The following is an 18,263-nucleotide window of genomic DNA, read 5'->3' on the forward strand; positions in this document are numbered from 1 at the left end:
TATATGAACCATACTGTTGGAATGCAGATTCTGGGGCCGGTCATCGCGCTGGCCGCATGGACGATGGTGATGTGGTTGTGGATGTATGCCACGCGCATCCCCGCGATCAATCGCCTGCCGCAGCCAGGCACACCCGGGGCCGATCAGGGCTGGACCGCGGCCATGCTCGAAGACATGCTGCCGCGCGAAATCCAGTGGAAGGCGCACAATTACAACCATCTGCACGAAGCGCCGACGGTGTTTTATGCTGTCGCGCTGGTGCTGGCCATGGTGGGCGCAGGCGACGGGCTGAACGCCACATTGGCGTGGAGCTATGTAGCGCTGCGCGTGATCCATTCGATCTGGCAGGCCACTGTCAACAAGGTGATGCCGCGCTTTGCGCTGTTCACGCTGTCAACGCTGGTGCTGATCGCGCTGATCGTGCGCGCGGCGCTGGTGCTTATCTGACGAACAGACTGGCCAGTTCCACATGGGTTGACCAACGGAACTGGCCCACCGCGCGCAGCGCCTCAAGACGATAGCCGCCCGCGATCAGCGTGGCGGCATCGCGCGCCCAGCTGGCCGGGTTGCAACTGACATAGACCACCTGCGGCACGTGCGATGCGGCGATCTGTTCGACCTGTTCGCGCGCACCGGCGCGGGGCGGATCGAGCAGGACCGCGGCGAAACGATCGAGCTCTTCGGTGCGCAGCGGGTTGCGGAACAGATCGCGATGCAGCGTGTGGACCGTACGGCCATGCATGCGCGCTGCGGCCTGGGCCGCCATATGCGCATCGCGCGCGGCCTCAACCGACAGCACTTTGGCGCCCTGTGCCGCCAGCGCAAAGGCAAAGGTGCCCAGCCCTGAAAACAGGTCGGCCACCGTGGCCGCGCCTGCCAGCCAGGCGCGCGCAGCAGCGATCAGCGCCGCTTCGCCATCGGCAGTCGCCTGCAAAAACGCGCCCGGCGGCAGCGAGACCGGGGTGCCGCCCAGCGTCACCGTCAACGGTTCGGGTTCCCACACGGTTTCGGGGCCATAGCCGCTGTCAAGCGTCAGCCGTGCCAGCGCATTGTCGCGCGCGAAATCGAGCAGCGCCTCGGTCGCGGCCAGGCCTTCGGCGGTAAAACCGGTTAGCCCCAGCGCGACACCCTGATCGGCCTGCACCAGGTCGATCTCGACCGACAGCTTGCGATCGGCGCGCGACGCAAGCAGCACGCGCAACGGCGCCACCAGCGCGAACAGCGCGGGCGCCAGCACCGCGCATTCCTTCAGATCGACGATCTTGTGCGAGCCCTGTTCGCGAAACCCGATCACCACCCGCCGTCCGATGGCCTGCGCGTGCAGCGTGGCGCGGCGGCGGCTGTGCGGCGGCGAGACATGCGCGGATGGCATGTCACCCGGTTCGATCCCCTGCCCGCGCGCGCCACCGGCAACCCGGTCGTTGACGAATGCGGCCAGCGCGCGTTCGGACAGGTGCTGCAACTGGCACGACCCGCAGGCGGGAAAATGCCGACACGGTGGCTCGACATGGTCGGGGCCAAAGCTCAGCGTGCCATCGGCCTCAAGCGTGTCGCCGGGGGCGGCAAGCGGCACGTGGCGGCCATCGGCGGTGGCGCCATCGCCCTTTGCAGCGACGCGCACGATCAATCCTGGTGTGTTCACAATGCGGCCCGTAGCGCCGAACGCACCGCGTCTGCAAGGTCGGAAGCGGCAAAGGCCGGACCGGTGCATTCGGCCGCGCGGCCGTGCAGCCACACCCCTTCGCACGCAGCGCGCAGCGGATCGCGTGTCACGGCAAGCCGGCTCGCCACAATCCCGGCCAGCACATCGCCGGTGCCCGCCACCGACAGCCATGGTGACGCGCGCGGGGCAACGATCACCTGCGCTTGCGGTGTGGCAATCACGGTATCGGGCCCCTTGGCCACGACCACGGCACCTGTCGCTTGCGCCAGACGCACCGCCCGGTCGCGTTTGCACCCTGCACCATCCAGCCCGAAGCCGCGTTCCAGCGCGGCCAGTTCGCCCGCGTGCGGCGTCAGCACGCGCGGACATTCGCCTGCCTGCCCCGGGCGCAACAGCATCAATGCATCGGCATCGATCACCAGCGGATGCCCGGCGGCCAGCGCCGCATTCAGCCGTTCGCGCGCCACCGCATCGCGGCCCAGCCCCGGCCCCACGAGCACCGCGGCAATCCGCGCATCGCCCAGCGCGTGCGCAGGATCATCGCGCAGCACCACCAGATCGGGCGGCACCGCGCCGGGATCGGTTTGTGCGATCAACCGCACATAGCCGGCACCCGCATGACGCGCGGCCAGCGCCGACAGCAGGGCCGCGCCGGGCATGGCGCCGCCCACGATCGCCAGCAAGCCACGAAGATACTTGTGTGCATTGGCGGCGGGCGGCGCCACATCCGCCATCGGCAGCACCGTCGCCGCGCCGGATATGGCCGCAGCCCCGATATCGACCAGCCGCAGCGCCCCGCTCAGCGCCGCCGCCGGCATCGCAAAGTGCGCATGTTTCCACGCACCCAGCGCGATCGTAAGATCAAAGCCGGGCAGGCCGGGATTGAGCACCGCACCGCTGTCGCTGTCGACCCCGCTGGGCAGATCGATTGCAACGCGGCGCTGGTGCACCGCCATCAGCCCGGTCAAAAGCGCAAACCAGTCGTCGGCAACCGCGCGGGTCAGCCCACTGCCGAACAGCGCATCGACCAGCACCTCGCCATCGGGCAGCGTGGCGGGAACGCCGTCAAGCACCACGCCTGCAAACGACGCGCGCGCATGGATCGCGGCCGGCGTGCGCGGGCCAATCGGGGCGATCACCGTGACCGGCACCCCACGTTCCAGCAGATGCCGCGCGATCACATACCCGTCACCGCCGTTGTTGCCGGGCCCGCACAGCACGGTCACCTTGCGTCCGGCGCACATCCGGTGGACCAGTGCGCCTGCGCCATGGCCCGCCTGTTCCATCAGGCTTTCGACCGATGCACCTGCATCGATCAGCCCCTGTTCGGCCGCGCGCATCGCCGCAACCGTCAGGACCTGCGACAGATTGCGATCACTGGATCGGGCCATTGGTGCGCCTCATGTTCGCAGGAAAGCGATAGCGGTCATGCCCCAGCGCAACCTGCAACCGCCCGTCGGCGATCCGGCTGGTCAGGGCCGGGGCCGCACCATCGTCGGCAATCAGAACACGTTGGTCGTCGACCAGGCGCAATCGGCGAAATCCGCCATCGGGCCGATGCACCACCACCAGATCACCGGCCTGTTCAACCCGGCATCGCGCAACAAATACACCTGTCCCGTCCAGCGCACAATCGATCGGGTGCATGGCCGGCTCGGGATCGCCCGCCTGGCGACCACACCCCGCCAGCAGCAGCGCGATCAGCATCAGGGATTTGCGCATCGGCCAATCCTCCGGCGCATTGGCCGGCAGGTCGGGCATCAGCGTGGTTTCAGCTGCGTTACATCGCGTACGGCGCCGCGCGCGGCGCTGGTGGTCATCGCGGCATAGGCTTGCAGCGCCACCGACACTTTGCGCGGGCGTGGCTTGGTCGGGGCCCAGGCCTGGGCGCCTTTGGCCTCCATCGCCGCGCGGCGCGCGGCCAGCACATGGTCGGCGACATCGAGGTGGATCGCGCGACTGTGAATATCGATCGTGATCCTGTCGCCGTTTTCAACCAGGCCGATCGTACCGCCTTCGGCGGCTTCGGGCGAGACATGGCCGATCGACAGACCCGAGGTGCCTCCCGAAAAGCGCCCGTCGGTGATCAGCGCACAGACTTTGCCAAGGCCTTTCGACTTGATATAGCTGGTGGGGTACAGCATTTCCTGCATGCCCGGCCCGCCGCGCGGCCCTTCATAGCGGATCACCACGACGTCACCTGCGGCGACCTGCCCGGTCAGAATGCCGGTCACCGCGGCATCCTGGCTTTCGAACACGACCGCCGGGCCGGCGAAGGTCAGGATGCTTTCATCGACGCCGGCGGTTTTGACGATGCAGCCATCGGCGGCGATATTGCCGCTGAGCACGGCCAGCCCGCCATCCTTGGAAAAGGCGTGCTCAACGCTGCGGATCACGCCGTGTTCGCGATCGAGATCGAGTTCGGCCCAACGCCGGTTCTGGCTGAAAGCGACCTGTGTGGGAACACCACCGGGTGCGGCCCGGAAAAATTCCTGCACCGCCGGCGACGTGGTGCGCCCGATATCCCATTGCGCCAGTGCATCGGCCATGGTGCGGCTGTGTACGGTGGGCAGATCGGTGCGGATCAGCCCGCCGCGTTCAAGTTCGCCCAGGATCGCCATGATGCCGCCTGCACGGTGGACATCTTCCATATGCACGTCGGACTTGGCCGGAGCGACCTTGGCCAGACAGGGCACGCGGCGCGACAGGCGGTCGATATCGGTCATGGTGAAATCGACCCCGGCTTCGTGCGCAGCCGCCAGCAGATGCAGCACCGTGTTGGTCGATCCGCCCATCGCGATATCCAGGCTCATCGCGTTTTCAAATGCGGCAAAGCCTGCGATCGTGCGCGGCAGGGCATCGGCATCGTCCTGTTCGTACCAGCGCCGCGCCAGATCGACGATCACGTGGCCGGCCTGGCGGAACAGGCGTTCGCGATCGGCATGGGTGGCCAGCACCGAACCATTGCCCGGCAGGCTGAGCCCCAGCGCCTCGGTCAGGCAATTCATCGAATTGGCGGTAAACATGCCGCTGCATGAACCGCACGTCGGGCAGGCCGAACGTTCGATCGATTGCACTTCCTCGTCGGTATAGCTGTCGTCGGCGGCGGCCACCATCGCATCGACCAGATCGAGCGCGGTTTCCTTGCCGCGCAGCACGACTTTTCCGGCCTCCATCGGGCCGCCCGATACGAACACCACCGGAATGTTGATACGCAACGCCGCCATCAGCATGCCTGGCGTGATCTTGTCACAGTTGGAAATGCACACCATCGCGTCGGCGCAATGGGCATTGACCATATATTCCACGCTGTCGGCGATCAGATCGCGGCTGGGCAGCGAATACAGCATGCCATCATGGCCCATGGCGATGCCGTCATCGACCGCGATCGTGTTGAATTCCTTGGCCACGCCGCCCGCCGCCTCGATCTCGCGCGCGACCAGCTGCCCCAGATCCTTCAGATGCACATGGCCGGGCACGAACTGGGTAAAGGAATTGACCACTGCGATGATCGGCTTGCCAAAATCGCTGTCCTTCATTCCCGTCGCCCGCCACAGGCCGCGCGCGCCTGCCATATTGCGGCCGTGGGTGGTGGTGCGTGAACGATAGGGGGGCATTGGGGCAACTCCGAAACGCTTTGATCGCGCCTCCTAGCCGAGCCGCGCTGCAAAATCGAAAGTATAATTTGCGACGATCACCCCAGCCGATCCGCCACCGCACGCACCATGCGCTCCAGCCGGTCGGCCCATTGCGCCTGGCCCGCGGCATCGCCGATCAGATCCTGGCGCACTTCGACCCCGACATAGGCAATGCCGCGTGCCTCGGCATGGCGGTCCATCGTCGCGTTCAGCAGCGCGCCCGAATAGGGCTGCTGATCACCCACGACCAGCCCGGGTTCATGCCGCAACCAGTCGAGCGCCAGTGCTGCGCCGCGGCGATCCTGGTTGTACAAAATGCCGATATGCCACGGACGTTGCTCGTCCGGACGGCTCGCCAGACGCGGGGTAAAACTGTGCAGCGACAGGATCAACGCAGGCTGCATCCGGTCGATCAGATCGGTCAGCGCGGCGTGGTAAGGGCGATGAAACCGGTCAAGCCGCGCCTGACGCCCCGCATGGTCGAGCGCATTGCCGGCAATGGCGTGGCCATCGCTGGCGACAGGCGCCACGCCCGGTTCCTGTTCCTCGCGGTTGAAATCGCACACCAGGCGGCTGACATTGCCGAGAAACGCGGCAAACCCGGGGCGCTGTACCAGCAATTCGGCAATGCCAGCCACGCCGATGTCGATCGCGATATGCGCGTGGAGCAACGCCGGATCGATCCCCAGATCGATATCGGCGGGCACCCGGGCAGAGGCATGGTCGGCCTCGATCAGAATGCCGCCGGGCGCGATATCGCCGATGATCCGGAACGCTTCGTTCATCGCAGGGCTCCGCTCATGGTCCACCACTGCGGATGGTCCGCAGCAATCGCCCGGGCCGCGCGGTCGCGCGCCGGGGCGTGATCGTAAAGCGCAAAGCAGGTCGCGCCCGATCCCGACATGCGGGTCAGGCGCGCGCCGGTCTGGCGCAACGCCGCCAGCACCTCACCAATCGCGGGCACCAGCGCGATCGCCGGTGGCTCAAGATCGTTGCGCGCATCGCCCCACTGCGCCGGATCGAGCGGCCCCCGGTCGATGCCGTCCCACTGCCGGAACACCGGGCCTGTCGGGCAGGCAACCAGGGGATTGACCAGCAGGACCGGCGCGCCGACCAGGCCCGGGATATCGCAATCGACCAGCCGATCACCCACCCCGCTGCCAAACCGGGTGCGCGATACGCAACACGCCGGCACATCCGCGCCCAGATCCGCGCAATAGTCGAACATCCGCACCGTGACCCGGTCGGGCCCCCAGATGCGATCGGCAAGCCGCAGCGCTGCCGCCGCATCGGCCGATCCGCCACCGATGCCCGATGCAATCGGCAGATGCTTGTCGAGCGTAAACGCCAGGCCGGTGGTGATACCGTTGTGCCGGGCCATCAGGCGCGCGGCACGCAGCACCAGATTGTCGGGCTCGTTGGCCAGATCGCCTGCGAACGGGCCGGTTACGGTGAGCGAAAACGTGTCGGCCTCGCGCGCGGTCAGCGTGTCGCCGGCGTCGACAAAGGCAAACAGCGTTTCGAGATCGTGATAGCCATCGGCGCGCCGCCCGCGCACATGCAGCGCAAGGTTGATCTTGGCATAGGCGGTTTCAAGATCCTGCCCGCCCCGCAGAGGGGGATCACCGGAAGGGTGGAGGGGGTTTGCCGCTGGGCGCATCCTTGGGTCCATGTCGCCTGTCTCAGTCGCCCCGGGCTATCCGCCTTGACGATAGTACCCGGGGCACCGCCCCTCTACCATGCAGCGCATGGTCCCCCTCCCCGTTTCGGTGAGGATCTGAATGGTCACATATTGGGATAATTCGGCCCGCCGCCGCCCTCGGGCGTGACCCAGGTGATGTTCTGGGTCTTGTCCTTGATATCGCAGGTCTTGCAGTGCACGCAGTTCTGCGCGTTGATCTGCAGGCGCGGGTCACCGTTTTCGGCGGTCACGAATTCATAGACCCCGGCCGGGCAGAAGCGCGCTTCGGGCCCGGCATAAAGCTTCAGGTTCACCTCCACCGGCACCGCGGGATCGGCCAGCACCAAATGGCACGGCTGGTCTTCCTCGTGATTGGTATAGGAATAGGCGACATTGGTCAGCCGGTCGAAGCTGATGACGCCGTCGGGCTTGGGATAGTCGATCGGGCGATAGAGATCGGCACGCATCGTTGCCTCGGCATCGGTGTGATGCACCATCGGCTTGAACGGGTTGATCCGCAGCACCCGCGCCCACATGTCGGCGCCCGCCAGCACGGTGCCCAGCGACCCGCCGAATTTGGCGACCAGCGGCTGCGCGTTCTGGACCATCTTGAGCTCTTTGGCGATCCAGCTTTCGCGCACTGCGCTGTCGTATTCCATCAGCGCATCGTGTTCACGCCCCCCGGCGATCGCGGCCGCGATCGCTTCGGCGGCGAGCATCCCCGATTTCATCGCGGTGTGGCTGCCCTTGATCCGCGGCACATTGACGAAGCCCGCCGAACACCCGATCAGCGCGCCGCCCGGAAACGCCAGCTGCGGCACCGACTGCCAGCCGCCCTCGTTGATTGCGCGCGCGCCATACGATACGCGGCGCCCGCCTTCGAGAATGGCGCGTATTTCCGGGTGCTGTTTCCAGCGCTGGAACTCTTCGTACGGATAGACGTAGGGGTTGGCATAATCGAGCGCGGTCACAAACCCCAGCGCAACCTGGTTGTTGGCCTGGTGATACAGGAACCCGCCGCCCCACGACTGCGATTCCGACAGCGGCCAGCCCTGGGTGTGCAGCACCCGGCCCGGCACATGTTTGGCCGGATCGATGTCCCACAGTTCCTTGATACCGATGCCATAAACCTGCGGCTGGCAATCGCGTTCAAGGTCGAAATGCGCCTTCAACTGCTTGGTCAGGCTGCCGCGCGCGCCTTCGGCAAACAGCGTGTATTTCGCGTGCAGCTCCATACCCGGCTGATAATCGGACTTTTTCGAGCCATCCTTGGCAATGCCCATGTCGCCGGTGGCCACGCCCATCACCGCGCCTTTGTCATCATACAGCACTTCGGCTGCGGCAAAGCCGGGGAACACTTCGACACCCAGTTCGCCCGCCTGTTCGGCCAGCCAGCGGCACAGATTGCCAAGGCTGCCGGTATACGTGCCATGGTTCGACATGAACGGCGGCATCGGCCAGTGCGGGATCGCATATTTGCCGGTTTTGGTCAGCACCCAGTGCCAGTTGTCGGTAACCGGGGTGTCGGCCAGCGAACAGCCCATGGTGCGCCATTCGGGCAGCAATTCATCGAGCGCGCGCGGATCGACCACCGCGCCTGACAGGATATGCGCGCCGATTTCCGACCCTTTTTCAAGCACGCAGACGCTGAGTTCAGGATTGACCTGTTTCAGCCGGATCGCTGCCCCCAGCCCCGCCGGTCCACCACCGACGATGACAACGTCATAGGGCATTGATTCGCGTTCGCTCATTATGCGCTCCGTCTTCGTGCAACGCGCCCACCTGCCCCGGCGACAAGCTTAACCGCGTGATTGATTTGCGCGTCAGCCTTGAAAGCTGTCTCGACCAAGGTCAATAGCAGTTGCATGGTTCCATCCAATTCACAATTTCCCGCCGGTGCAGACGGCCTGCCCGGTGTGCCGCTGGCGCAGGCCTTAGACGCCGCGCTGGGCTGGTGGCGCGAGGCCGGGGTGGATGGCGATTGGCTGGACACGCCGCAGGACTGGCTGGCCAAGACCAAGCCTGTCGCAAAGACGAACGCAGCACCCGCGCCCGAGCCCGAGGCGAAAGTCCTGATCGGCGGGGGGCATGCCGCATGGCCGCGCGATCTGCCGGCGTTTTGCGCCTGGTGGATGGAACACCCCGATCTTGCCCCCGATGGCGCGTTGCGCGTGCCGCCTGCGGGCCCGCATGCCCCCGCGTTGATGATCGTGGTGCCGATGCCCGAGGCCGAAGACAACGAAACCCTGCTGTCGGCCAAGGGCGGGCGGCTGCTCGACGGGTTCCTTGGCGCGGCAGGCCTGTCGCGCGCGCAGGTCTATTGCGCGGCGGCACTGCCTGCGCGAATCAGCGCGCCCGACTGGTCTGCACTGGCCGAAGCGGGTCTGGGTGAACTGTTGGCGCACCATATCGCGCTGGTCCGTCCGCAACGCCTGATGCTGTTTGGCCAGAACGGCATTTCAACGCTTCTGGGCAACGCTTTGACGAATAATTCCACGCATTTACAACCGATCAACCATGATGATCCCATGATCCCCGCGCTACCTGCCTATGATCTTGAAGCGATCGTGGCACGGCCGGCGCTCAAGGCCGGGCTATGGAGCCGGTGGCTGGACTGGATGCCCGCGTGACCGATCAGGGAAACAGGAATTGCAGTGCCAGTGATCGCAAGCATGGCGCCAGACGTGACCGGGGCATCGGCATGACCCGCACCAGGGTTTTGCGTGCGCCGGTGCTGGCGCTGGGTGCGCTGCTGGCGCTGGGCCAGGCATTGCCGGCGCGCGCGAGTTCGGCCGCTGCCGACTATTTCCGCAGCCGCGCCGATCGCACCGCGGTGCCCACGCTGCTGACCCAGGATGATCGCGACTATTACCGACAGGTTTTTTCCGCGCTGTCAAAACAGGACTGGACGACCACGCGCCAGTTGCTCGACAAGCGGCCCGACGGCCTGTTGCACCCGGTGGCGCGCGCGCAATTTTACCTGGCCGCCGGATCACCGCATGCCGAACTGGCCGACCTGACCGACCTGATTGCCAAGGCGCCCGATCTGCCGTGGTCCGACGCATTGGCGCGGCTGGCGATCAAGCGCGGGGCCACCGTGCTTCCCTCTGCCCTGCCCGATGCGCAGCAGCTGTTTGCGCAGCCCGCCATGGCACGGCGCGCCAAACCGCACCGCACTGCCGATGGCACGATGCCCGATGCCATCGCCAACGGGATCGATCTGCGGATCAAGGCCAACGATCCGGCCGGCGCGCGGCTGCTGCTCGATGGTGTCGATGCCACGTTGTCGAGCGACGCCCGCGCCGAATGGCGACAGAAGATCGCCTGGGCATTTTATATCAACAATGATGATGCCACTGCGCGCACCATCGCCCAGTCCGCCTTTGACGGCGGTAGCGGCCCCTGGGTGGCCGAGGCGATGTGGACCGCCGGCCTCGCCGCATGGCGGCTGAACGATTATCCTGCGGCCGCCGAAACCTTTGCGCGCGCCGCCGGAATGACCCAAAACCCCGAATTGGGATCGGCGGCAAATTACTGGGCATCGCGCGCCTGGCTGCGCGCGCGCCAGCCCGAACGCGTGACCGCGTCACTGCGCGCCGCTGCGGCACAGCATGACACGCTGTATGGCATGCTGGCCGCCGAAGCGCTGGGTTTGCGCGAAACAGCGGCAACCGCAGCACCCGATTTCAGCAACGATGACTGGCAGAAACTGCGCAATATCGCCAACGTCCGACTGGCGGTGCAACTGGCAGAGATCGGCGCCGACGGCCTGGCCGACCAGGTGCTGCGCCATCAGGCGCGGATCGGTGATCCAGCGCTATATGCCCCTTTGTCGCGGCTGGCCCGCGATCTGGGTCTGCCCGCGACGCAGCTGTGGATGGCCAACAATGCGCCGGCCGGCGCGCACGCCGATGATGCGGCACGGTTCCCCGCACCCAAATGGGTGCCGGCCAATGGCTGGAAGGTGGACCCGGCGCTGTTGTTTGCGCATGCGCTGCAGGAATCAAATTTCCGCACCGAAGTCACCAGCCCGGCGGGCGCGCGCGGCTTGATGCAGGTGCTGCCGGGCACCGCACGGCTGTTGACCCGGGTCGATCCGGCGATGGAAGGCCGCGACCGGCAGCTTGAACTGCCCGATGTCAATCTGGCCTTCGGGCAGACATATCTGACCGTGCTGCGCGACAAGCCCGCGACGCAGGGCCTGCTGCCCAAAGTCATCGCCGCCTACAACGCCGGGCCGATGCCGATCGACCGGTGGAACACCCAGATCCGCGATCATGGCGATCCGCTGCTGTGGATGGAATCGATTCCCTATTGGGAAACACGCGGCTATGTCGCCGCGGTGATGCGCAATTACTGGATGTATGAACGCCAGGCCGGTGGCCCTTCGGAAAGCCGGATGGGTCTGGTCCAGGTGATGTGGCCGCGGTTTCCGGGGCTTGGCGGCGCGTCGAGCATAAGGCTGGCTGCGCGTGGCGATTGATCCGACCCGCGAATTCAAACCGATCCAGATCGCGCTTCTGACTGTATCGGACACGCGCGGCCCCGACGAGGACAGCTCGGGCGATATCCTGGCTGAACGGATCAAGGCCAAGGGCCATCACCTGGTCACGCGCGCCATCGAAAAGGACGATGCCGGGCGTATTGCATCGCGCCTCAACAACTGGATCGACGATCGCGGGATCGATGCGGTAGTCATCACCGGCGGCACCGGGCTGACCGGCCGCGATGTCACGCCCGAAGCGCTTGACCGGGTCAAAACGCGCGACATTCCGGGTTTTGGCGAACTGTTCCGCTGGATCAGCTATCAAACCATCGGCACGTCGACGATCCAGTCGCGGGCATGCGCGGTGGTGGCGCGGGGCACCTATATCTTTGCGCTGCCCGGATCGAACGGCGCGGTCAGGGATGGCTGGGACCGCATTCTCGACGAACAGCTCGACAGCCGCAACCGCCCCTGCAATTTCGTCGAACTGATGCCGCGCCTGCTGGAAAAATAACGTCCGCACAGGACCCTTTTCCTTGCAGGCCGCTTGTCACCGTGCGACAGGCACGTCAGCGCTTGGCGCCCGTGCACGCAAGTGCCGTCCTGAAATTGCCAAGACCGCGCGCTATTTTCGCTTTGGCGATCCCCCTTCCCCCTCAAACGCCCGAGGCACCCATGTCCGAACCCGAAGAAAAATCCCTGCTCGAAGAAAATGCCAAGTTCCTCAAGGAATTTGCCGAAGATGGCCTTGACCTGACCCAGGTCCGCTCGGTCGAATTCGCGCATGTCTTCGAAAATGCCGAAGACGCCGACGTGTTTGCCGAAGCCGCTGTCAGCGAAGAAGCCAGCGTCGACATTCTCGAGCCCGAAGAAGACGGCGATCCATGGGAAGTGGCCGTGACCATCGACCTGGTGCCCACCGCCGAAGCGATCAGCGCGCATGAAGAACGCCTTGATGCGCTGGCGCAAAAGCACAACGGCGAATCCGATGGCTGGGGCATCTACGACGACGAGTGACGCCACCGTCGATACCCTGTCAGGGGTGACGTATCAAAACGGCGCGGCCCCCGAGGGTCGCGCCGTTTTTCGTGTGTGCAGATGCGCGGCGCGACCGCCATGCCGCGTCGAGCATGTCGCAGCATGGCAAGCCGCGCGGTTCAGAAGCGCAGACGTGCGCCGATCGTGCCGTTGGCCGTATCGCGGCGCGCGCTGATCGTGCCGCCAAGATCGCCGAAGAATTCGATTCCGTGGCTGGTGCGTGACACAAATCCCAGCTTGCTGACCAGCGCGGTGCGCGATGGATCGATCGCAGCCGCGGTGAAATCGGTGCCCGACACGGTGGCCAGATTGCCCACCACCGCGCGATCGAGCTGGCCAAATCGTTCATCCAGGCCGATTTCCAGATGCGGCGTAAACCGCACAGTGGCCGAGACGTAGTCCTTTTGGTACCGCGCGCCCAAAACCGCATGACCGTCGCTTCGCGATTGCTGGGCAATCGCGAAATCGACCGCACCCAGCCCGCTTTCGAGCGCCGCGTTACGGGTCTGGTGAGTCCAGCGCAGTTCACCAAACGCAGTGACCGTGGTGTTTGCCAGCGGCGCGGACAGGCGCAATGCCGTGCCAAACCCGCGCCCGTTGAAGCGCGCCGTCGCGGTGCCGGCACCTTGTGAATCGCGGCTGACATGGTTTGTCGTCGAGCTTGAGAAACCGTCGGCATCCAGCGACAACGAACCCAGCCGCACGTTGGTGTAGACGCCAAAATCGTACTGATCGAGTTTGGCGCTGGCCGTATAACCCGATGAGCTGGTCGAATTGTGCACCCAGCCCAACGATATGCCGGCGGTAACACCATCGGCAATGATCCGGTCCAGGCCCGCAACCAGGCCGCCGCGTGTATCGCTGAAACCGCCGGTTGCCGCATTGCTCGACGTATGACCGGCGCTGCCCAGTGCTTTCATCCAGACGCCATCAGAGGTGCACACCGCAGCGCTGCCTGCATCCGACATGCCGGCGCAGTCGGCACGATGGCTCAGCACGGCCTGCGCATAGCCGTCCGCAACATCGAGCATCGACGACATGGCATCGCCATAGACCGAAGCGGTCAGCGTCGATGCCAGCACCAGATCCACCTCGGTGGCCGCAGGCGTGTAGGACAGTCCATAAACCATGCCTGCCGGCGCGGTTCCGCTGAAGGTCAGGTCGCCAAAGCTGCCCGTGACCGACGCTGCGGTCAGGATCGGGAACACATGCGTGGTGTAGGAACCCTGATCCAGCGTCACCACGACATGTCCCGCCAGCGCGGCGGTGCCGGTTACCTGCAGCAGCGACGCCTGCGTGGGCGAGATCTCGATGGCCAGCGTCGAACTGGCGCTCTGGTAATACGATCCGACGACAAGCGTGCCGATCGAACCGCCCGGGCGAACGGTGCCGCCCGCCGCATTGACCACCGCGCCAAGGATCGTCCCATGGCCCGACAAGGTGCCCGATGCGCCAACCGATACCCCGCCCGACGATGCATTGAGCACCGCACCCGGCGTCGCCGCATCGCCAACGATCAGATTGCCCGCGGTGATCGTTACACGACCGGTCAGCGTGTCGTTGCCCAGCAACACCACGGTGCCGCCGCCAAGCTGGGTCAACCCGCCGCTGCCCGCGATAGTGCCGCTGATCGTTACCGTATCGCTGCGGTTGAACACCAGCGTCCCGCTGTCGGCAAAGTTGCCCGCCACCGAACCCGATGTGCTGCCATTGCCGATCTGCAAGGTCCCCGCAGGCGCAATCGTGGTCAGCCCGGCATAGGTGTTGGTGCCGGTCAGGACTTGCGTGCCGCCCGTGATCGTCAGGCCACCCGCGCCTGCAATCACGCCGCTGAAGCTGCCGCTGCCCGACACCGACAACGTCTTGCCGCCCAGCGCAACACTGCCCGAACCATTGAGGCCGGCCACGCTTGCCCCGCCGCCGCTGGTATTGGAAATGTCGAAAATGCCATTGTCGGTCACCACCGAATGGGCGATCGATCCCGCGCCGGTCAGCGCCAGCGTACCACCAACGATCTGGGTTGCGCCTGTGTAGGTGTTGGCACCCGACAGCGTCGTGACGCCCGCGTTCTGCTGCACCGCGCCCGCTCCTGCCAGCACCGCCGAAACCGTGCTGCCGTTCAGGCTGAACACACCGCTGCTGATCAGTGTGCCGTTCTGCAGCGTGCCACCAATCATCGTCAGGCCGCCATTTTGCGTCTGGCTGGTCTGGCCAAGATCGAGCACCGCGCCGGTCGCAATCGCGGTAACACCCGTAGTGGCGCCCAGCGTGCCGCCGGGTGCAATCTGGAGTGTACCAGCGTTGACCTGCGTTCCACCAGCATAGGTATTGGGCCCCGACAGCGTGGTCACGCCGGCGGTCTGCACCACCGAGCCCGACCCCGCCAGCACCGCCGAAACCGAACCGCCGCCCAGATTGAACACACCGCTGCTGATCAGTGTGCCGTTCTGCAGCGTGCCCCCGGTCAGGTTCAATCCGCCATCCTGCGTCTGGCTGACGCCGCCAAGATCCACCACATCGGCAACCACCAGCGCGGATTGGGCATGGGCAGTGGCCGAAACAGCCAGCATGCCGGCAAAAGCGGTACACGCGACAAGGCGCGACTTGAACGACGGTGACATGGACAACCCCAGCAAACAGAATTTTGGAATGATAAAATGTATTACTGGGCGCGTGGTAATATCCCGGTTGAATAGGTGCAACAAGTTTGCACACATTACCCGTATACGTAATTTACCTTATTTAACAAATTGCGACTGCCGCAAAAAATCGATCGTCCACCCAAAACCATTCTAATGGTTAAATTGTGGTTATTTCCAGAATTTCGGGTTTACCAATTCAAATATTCAGTAATAGTGATTTTCGTAGCGGCGAGAATTTTGTTATTTTGACTACTTCGGTTCGGCCCTTAACGGGTTTGAGAGGGGTCGGTTCGAGATGTCGCCTGGAAAGGACATGCGCGCCAGAACGTTTCCCGGCGCCGATTTTACCAATGGCACGCCGCCTATGCTCCCGCTATGTTCTAGTGATGAAACCAGTCAGGGGCAGAGGCGCAGTCACCAACCGCGACAGCGGGCGTTTCGGCCTGCCCGCACGATCGGCCGATGGCGACTGGCTGGATTCGGTGGTGGCGATCGACGGGCCCGCACCGCGTCTGCGCACCCAGGTCCAGACTATCGCCGCGCGCACGATCCTGTCGCGCAACGCATCGCCCGACATTCCGTTCGACCGATCGATCAACGCCTATGCCGGGTGCGAACACGGCTGCATCTATTGCTACGCGCGGCCCACCCACGCCTTTCACGATCTGTCGCCGGGGATCGATTTCGAAACCCGGCTGTTTGCCAAGCCCGATGCCGCCAAATTGCTGCGACGCGAACTGGCGGCAAAAACCTATGCCCCAGCGCCGATTGCCATGGGCACCAACACCGACCCGTACCAACCGATCGAGCGCACCTACCGCCTGACCCGGCAGATTCTCGAGGTCTGTGCCGAGCTGCGCCATCCGGTAACGATCACCACCAAATCGGCGCGCGTGCTCGATGATATCGACCTGCTGGCCGACATGGCGCGCGACAATCTGGTGGCCGTGGCGATTTCGGTCACCACTCTGGATGCGCGTCTGTCGGCCACACTGGAACCGCGCGCCTCGACGCCGGAAAACCGTCTGGCCGCAATCGCGCGCCTGGCCGAAGCGGGGGTGCATGTCGGCGTCAACGTGTCACCGATCATCCCGGCGATCACCGACGAATGGATCGAGGCAATCCTGGCGCGTGCCGGGGCGGCGGGTGCGCAATCAGCCAGCTGGATCGCGGTCCGCCTGCCGCACGAAGTGGCGCCACTGTTTCGCGAATGGCTTCAGGCCCATTTCCCCGACCGCGCCGACAAGGTCATGGCAACAATCCGGTCGTTGCGCGGCGGCCGCGACAACGATCCGGCATTCTTTACGCGCATGAAGCCGCAGGGCGTCTGGGCCGATCTGATCCGAACCCGGTTTCGCATCGCCCGCAAACGCGCCGGCATTCCACAGCTGCGCCCCAATCTGGATTGCAGCCGGTTCCGCCGGCCCGCGCCTGACGGGCAATTGACGCTGTTCTAGGGTTCGGACCCTAGCTCCACGGGTGGAATGCAGGATCAGATCATGCGCGCCAGCGGTAATCGCGAAACCTGTCGCGCAGGTCCTTTTTGCTGATCTTGCCGGTGCCGGTGTGGGGCAATTCGTCAACGAAAACGACTTCGTCGGGCACCCACCACTTCGCCACGTGAAGCCCGAGATATTCGCGCAAGTCCGCCTCGGCCACTTCGCAGTCGGGCTTGCGCACAACCACCAGCAATGGGCGTTCGTCCCACTTGGGGTGATGGATGCCGATTGCCGCGGCCTCTGCCACGCCGAAATGCCCGACCGCGGCGTTTTCCAGTTCGACCGAACTGATCCATTCGCCGCCCGACTTGATCACGTCCTTGGTCCGGTCGGTCAGTTGCAGCGTGCCATCGGGATGGATCACCGCAACATCGCCGGTGTCGAACCAGCCTTCGGCATCAACCGCATCGCTGTGCGCCTTGAAATAGCGCTTGACCACCCATGGCCCCCGCACCTGCAACGCGCCCGACGTCGTGCCATCGCGCGGCAGCACCACGGTCGGATCGCCCAGATCGACACAGCGCAGTTCAACGCCAAACGGCGGGCGGCCCTGCATCGCCTTGACCGTCACCTGTTCGTCGAACGACAATTCGTCCCAATTCCAGGTTTCTGCGCCGGTCGTGCCGATTGGCGATGTTTCGGTCATGCCCCAGGCATGCGCAACGCGAATGCCCTGTTTCATGAAGCGTTCGACCATCGATCGCGGCATCGCCGATCCGCCGCAGACCACTTGCGTCAGGCTGGCGGGAATGGGTGAACCGGCCGCCTCCAGATGTTGCAACATGCCCAGCCATACCGTCGGCACACCGGCCGCCGCGGTCACCTTTTCGCGCTCGAACAGATCGCACAGCACCGCCGGGTCGTTGACCGCCGAATAGACGAATTTGGCCCCTGCGGCGGCGCCTGCCCAGGGCGTGCCCCAGCTGGCGGCGTGGAACATCGGCACAATCGGCATCATCACCGTGCGCGCGTCGAGCGAAAACACCGGCACGGTTAGCCCGCACAGCGCGTGCAGCACGGTCGAACGGTGTTCATACAGCACACCTTTGGGGTTGCCGGTGGTGCCACTGGTATAGCACAGCATGCACGGATCGCGTTCGTCGCCGTCGGCCCACTGCGTCACGCCGTCGTGCGCGCCGATCCAGTCTTCGAAATGGATCGCCGGTTCGGCGCTGTCGAAACAGATGTAATGTTCAATCGTCGGCCAGCGGTCCTTCATCCGCGCGACGATCGGCGCCCATTGCCGGTCAAACAGCAGCACCCGGTCTTCGGCGTGGTTGACAATGTAGTCCAGCTGATCGTCAAACAGACGCGGGTTGATCGTGTGGAGAATGCCGCCCACGCCCACCGCGCCGTACCAGCTGACCAGATGGCGGTGGTGGTTCATCGCCAGCGTGGCGATGCGATCGCCCGGTTTCACCCCGATCGCACGCAGCGCCTGCGTCATGCGCAGCGCATCATGCCGTACCCCGGCCCAGTTGGTGCGGCTTTCGCTGCCATCGGCCCAGCGCGACACGATTTCGCGCGTGGCGTGTTCGCGCCCGGCGTGGTCGATCAGCGCGGTCACGCGCAACGCCCAGTCCTGCATCCCGCCCAGCAGCATCATCCCATTTCCC

15 protein-coding genes are annotated in these 18,263 nt (G+C 65.1%); 6 read left to right on the forward strand and 9 right to left on the reverse strand.

From position 1 onward, the window contains the following. The first annotated feature begins 3 nt into the window (after positions 1–3). Complete coding sequence (locus G404_RS0111895; RefSeq protein WP_028641281.1) at positions 4–447, forward strand: MAPEG family protein; 444 nt, start codon at positions 4–6, stop codon at positions 445–447. Here the strand turns inward: G404_RS0111895 and G404_RS0111900 are convergent. From G404_RS0111900 to G404_RS0111930, 7 genes are all read right to left on the reverse strand, one after another. Beyond that, on the reverse strand, positions 440–1,621 hold the full coding sequence (locus G404_RS0111900) for a class I SAM-dependent RNA methyltransferase (RefSeq protein WP_425411644.1): 1,182 nt from the start codon (positions 1,619–1,621) through the stop codon (positions 440–442). The genes G404_RS0111895 and G404_RS0111900 overlap by 8 nt on opposite strands. A gap of 17 nt (positions 1,622–1,638) precedes the next feature. Further along, the gene (locus G404_RS0111905) at positions 1,639–3,054 is read right to left on the reverse strand and encodes a bifunctional ADP-dependent NAD(P)H-hydrate dehydratase/NAD(P)H-hydrate epimerase (RefSeq protein ID WP_028641283.1); all 1,416 of its coding nucleotides are present in this window, start codon (positions 3,052–3,054) and stop codon (positions 1,639–1,641) included. Next, positions 3,038–3,385: a hypothetical protein gene (locus G404_RS0111910; protein ID WP_028641284.1), complete on the reverse strand. Its 348-nt coding sequence runs from the start codon at positions 3,383–3,385 to the stop codon at positions 3,038–3,040. The genes G404_RS0111905 and G404_RS0111910 overlap by 17 nt, the downstream gene beginning before the upstream one ends. Positions 3,386–3,423: 38 nt before the next feature. Further along, positions 3,424–5,280 carry a dihydroxy-acid dehydratase gene (gene ilvD, locus G404_RS0111915; protein ID WP_028641285.1) on the reverse strand — a complete coding sequence of 619 codons (1,857 nt, stop codon included), beginning with the start codon at positions 5,278–5,280 and terminating at the stop codon, positions 3,424–3,426. A gap of 77 nt (positions 5,281–5,357) precedes the next feature. Next, on the reverse strand, positions 5,358–6,086 hold the full coding sequence (locus tag G404_RS0111920) for an N-formylglutamate amidohydrolase (RefSeq protein WP_028641286.1): 729 nt from the start codon (positions 6,084–6,086) through the stop codon (positions 5,358–5,360). After that, the gene (locus tag G404_RS0111925; protein WP_084601288.1) at positions 6,083–6,961 is read right to left on the reverse strand and encodes a 4-(cytidine 5'-diphospho)-2-C-methyl-D-erythritol kinase; all 879 of its coding nucleotides are present in this window, start codon (positions 6,959–6,961) and stop codon (positions 6,083–6,085) included. The genes G404_RS0111920 and G404_RS0111925 overlap by 4 nt, the downstream gene beginning before the upstream one ends. A 125-nt stretch (positions 6,962–7,086) precedes the next feature. Continuing rightward, the gene (locus G404_RS0111930) at positions 7,087–8,733 is read right to left on the reverse strand and encodes an electron transfer flavoprotein-ubiquinone oxidoreductase (RefSeq protein ID WP_028641288.1); all 1,647 of its coding nucleotides are present in this window, start codon (positions 8,731–8,733) and stop codon (positions 7,087–7,089) included. A 114-nt stretch (positions 8,734–8,847) separates the two neighbouring features. Between G404_RS0111930 and G404_RS18930 the strand changes: the two genes are divergently transcribed. From G404_RS18930 to G404_RS0111950, 4 genes are all read left to right on the forward strand, one after another. Further along, complete coding sequence (locus tag G404_RS18930) at positions 8,848–9,612, forward strand: uracil-DNA glycosylase family protein (RefSeq protein ID WP_051280621.1); 765 nt, start codon at positions 8,848–8,850, stop codon at positions 9,610–9,612. A 71-nt stretch (positions 9,613–9,683) separates the two neighbouring features. Continuing rightward, positions 9,684–11,465, forward strand: coding sequence for a lytic transglycosylase domain-containing protein (locus G404_RS0111940; RefSeq protein WP_028641289.1), 1,782 nt, complete (start codon positions 9,684–9,686; stop codon positions 11,463–11,465). Next, positions 11,455–11,982, forward strand: coding sequence for a molybdenum cofactor biosynthesis protein B (gene moaB, locus G404_RS0111945; RefSeq protein ID WP_028641290.1), 528 nt, complete (start codon positions 11,455–11,457; stop codon positions 11,980–11,982). The genes G404_RS0111940 and moaB overlap by 11 nt, the downstream gene beginning before the upstream one ends. A gap of 161 nt (positions 11,983–12,143) precedes the next feature. Beyond that, positions 12,144–12,485, forward strand: a complete 342-nt coding sequence (locus G404_RS0111950; RefSeq protein ID WP_028641291.1) for a ribonuclease E inhibitor RraB — start codon at positions 12,144–12,146, stop codon at positions 12,483–12,485. Positions 12,486–12,625: 140 nt separating this feature from the next. On the opposite strand, the gene G404_RS19845 is transcribed toward G404_RS0111950, so the two are convergent. Then, on the reverse strand, positions 12,626–15,127 hold the full coding sequence (locus tag G404_RS19845) for an autotransporter outer membrane beta-barrel domain-containing protein (protein WP_028641292.1): 2,502 nt from the start codon (positions 15,125–15,127) through the stop codon (positions 12,626–12,628). Positions 15,128–15,534: 407 nt separating this feature from the next. Between G404_RS19845 and G404_RS0111960 the strand changes: the two genes are divergently transcribed. Next, the gene (locus tag G404_RS0111960; RefSeq protein ID WP_028641293.1) at positions 15,535–16,605 is read left to right on the forward strand and encodes a PA0069 family radical SAM protein; all 1,071 of its coding nucleotides are present in this window, start codon (positions 15,535–15,537) and stop codon (positions 16,603–16,605) included. Between the two features lie 40 nt (positions 16,606–16,645). Here G404_RS0111960 and G404_RS0111965 read toward each other — a convergent pair whose 3' ends face one another. Further along, positions 16,646–18,253, reverse strand: coding sequence for a long-chain fatty acid--CoA ligase (locus G404_RS0111965; protein WP_028641294.1), 1,608 nt, complete (start codon positions 18,251–18,253; stop codon positions 16,646–16,648). Positions 18,254–18,263: the final 10 nt, after the last annotated feature.

It is taken from the genome of Novosphingobium acidiphilum DSM 19966 (genome assembly GCF_000429005.1).
Lineage (GTDB): Bacteria > Pseudomonadota > Alphaproteobacteria > Sphingomonadales > Sphingomonadaceae > Novosphingobium > Novosphingobium acidiphilum.

Coding starts and splice junctions, on each gene's coding strand:
- G404_RS0111895 (WP_028641281.1), top strand. CDS start 4: ATGAACCATACTGTTGGAATGCAGATTCTGGGGCCGGTCATCGCGCTG.
- G404_RS0111905 (WP_028641283.1), bottom strand. CDS start 3,054: ATGGCCCGATCCAGTGATCGCAATCTGTCGCAGGTCCTGACGGTTGCG.
- G404_RS0111910 (WP_028641284.1), bottom strand. CDS start 3,385: ATGCGCAAATCCCTGATGCTGATCGCGCTGCTGCTGGCGGGGTGTGGT.
- ilvD (WP_028641285.1), bottom strand. CDS start 5,280: ATGCCCCCCTATCGTTCACGCACCACCACCCACGGCCGCAATATGGCA.
- G404_RS0111920 (WP_028641286.1), bottom strand. CDS start 6,086: ATGAACGAAGCGTTCCGGATCATCGGCGATATCGCGCCCGGCGGCATT.
- G404_RS0111925 (WP_084601288.1), bottom strand. CDS start 6,961: ATGCGCCCAGCGGCAAACCCCCTCCACCCTTCCGGTGATCCCCCTCTG.
- G404_RS0111930 (WP_028641288.1), bottom strand. CDS start 8,733: ATGAGCGAACGCGAATCAATGCCCTATGACGTTGTCATCGTCGGTGGT.
- G404_RS18930 (WP_051280621.1), top strand. CDS start 8,848: ATGGTTCCATCCAATTCACAATTTCCCGCCGGTGCAGACGGCCTGCCC.
- G404_RS0111940 (WP_028641289.1), top strand. CDS start 9,684: ATGACCCGCACCAGGGTTTTGCGTGCGCCGGTGCTGGCGCTGGGTGCG.
- G404_RS0111950 (WP_028641291.1), top strand. CDS start 12,144: ATGTCCGAACCCGAAGAAAAATCCCTGCTCGAAGAAAATGCCAAGTTC.
- G404_RS19845 (WP_028641292.1), bottom strand. CDS start 15,127: ATGTCACCGTCGTTCAAGTCGCGCCTTGTCGCGTGTACCGCTTTTGCC.
- G404_RS0111960 (WP_028641293.1), top strand. CDS start 15,535: ATGAAACCAGTCAGGGGCAGAGGCGCAGTCACCAACCGCGACAGCGGG.
- G404_RS0111965 (WP_028641294.1), bottom strand. CDS start 18,253: ATGATGCTGCTGGGCGGGATGCAGGACTGGGCGTTGCGCGTGACCGCG.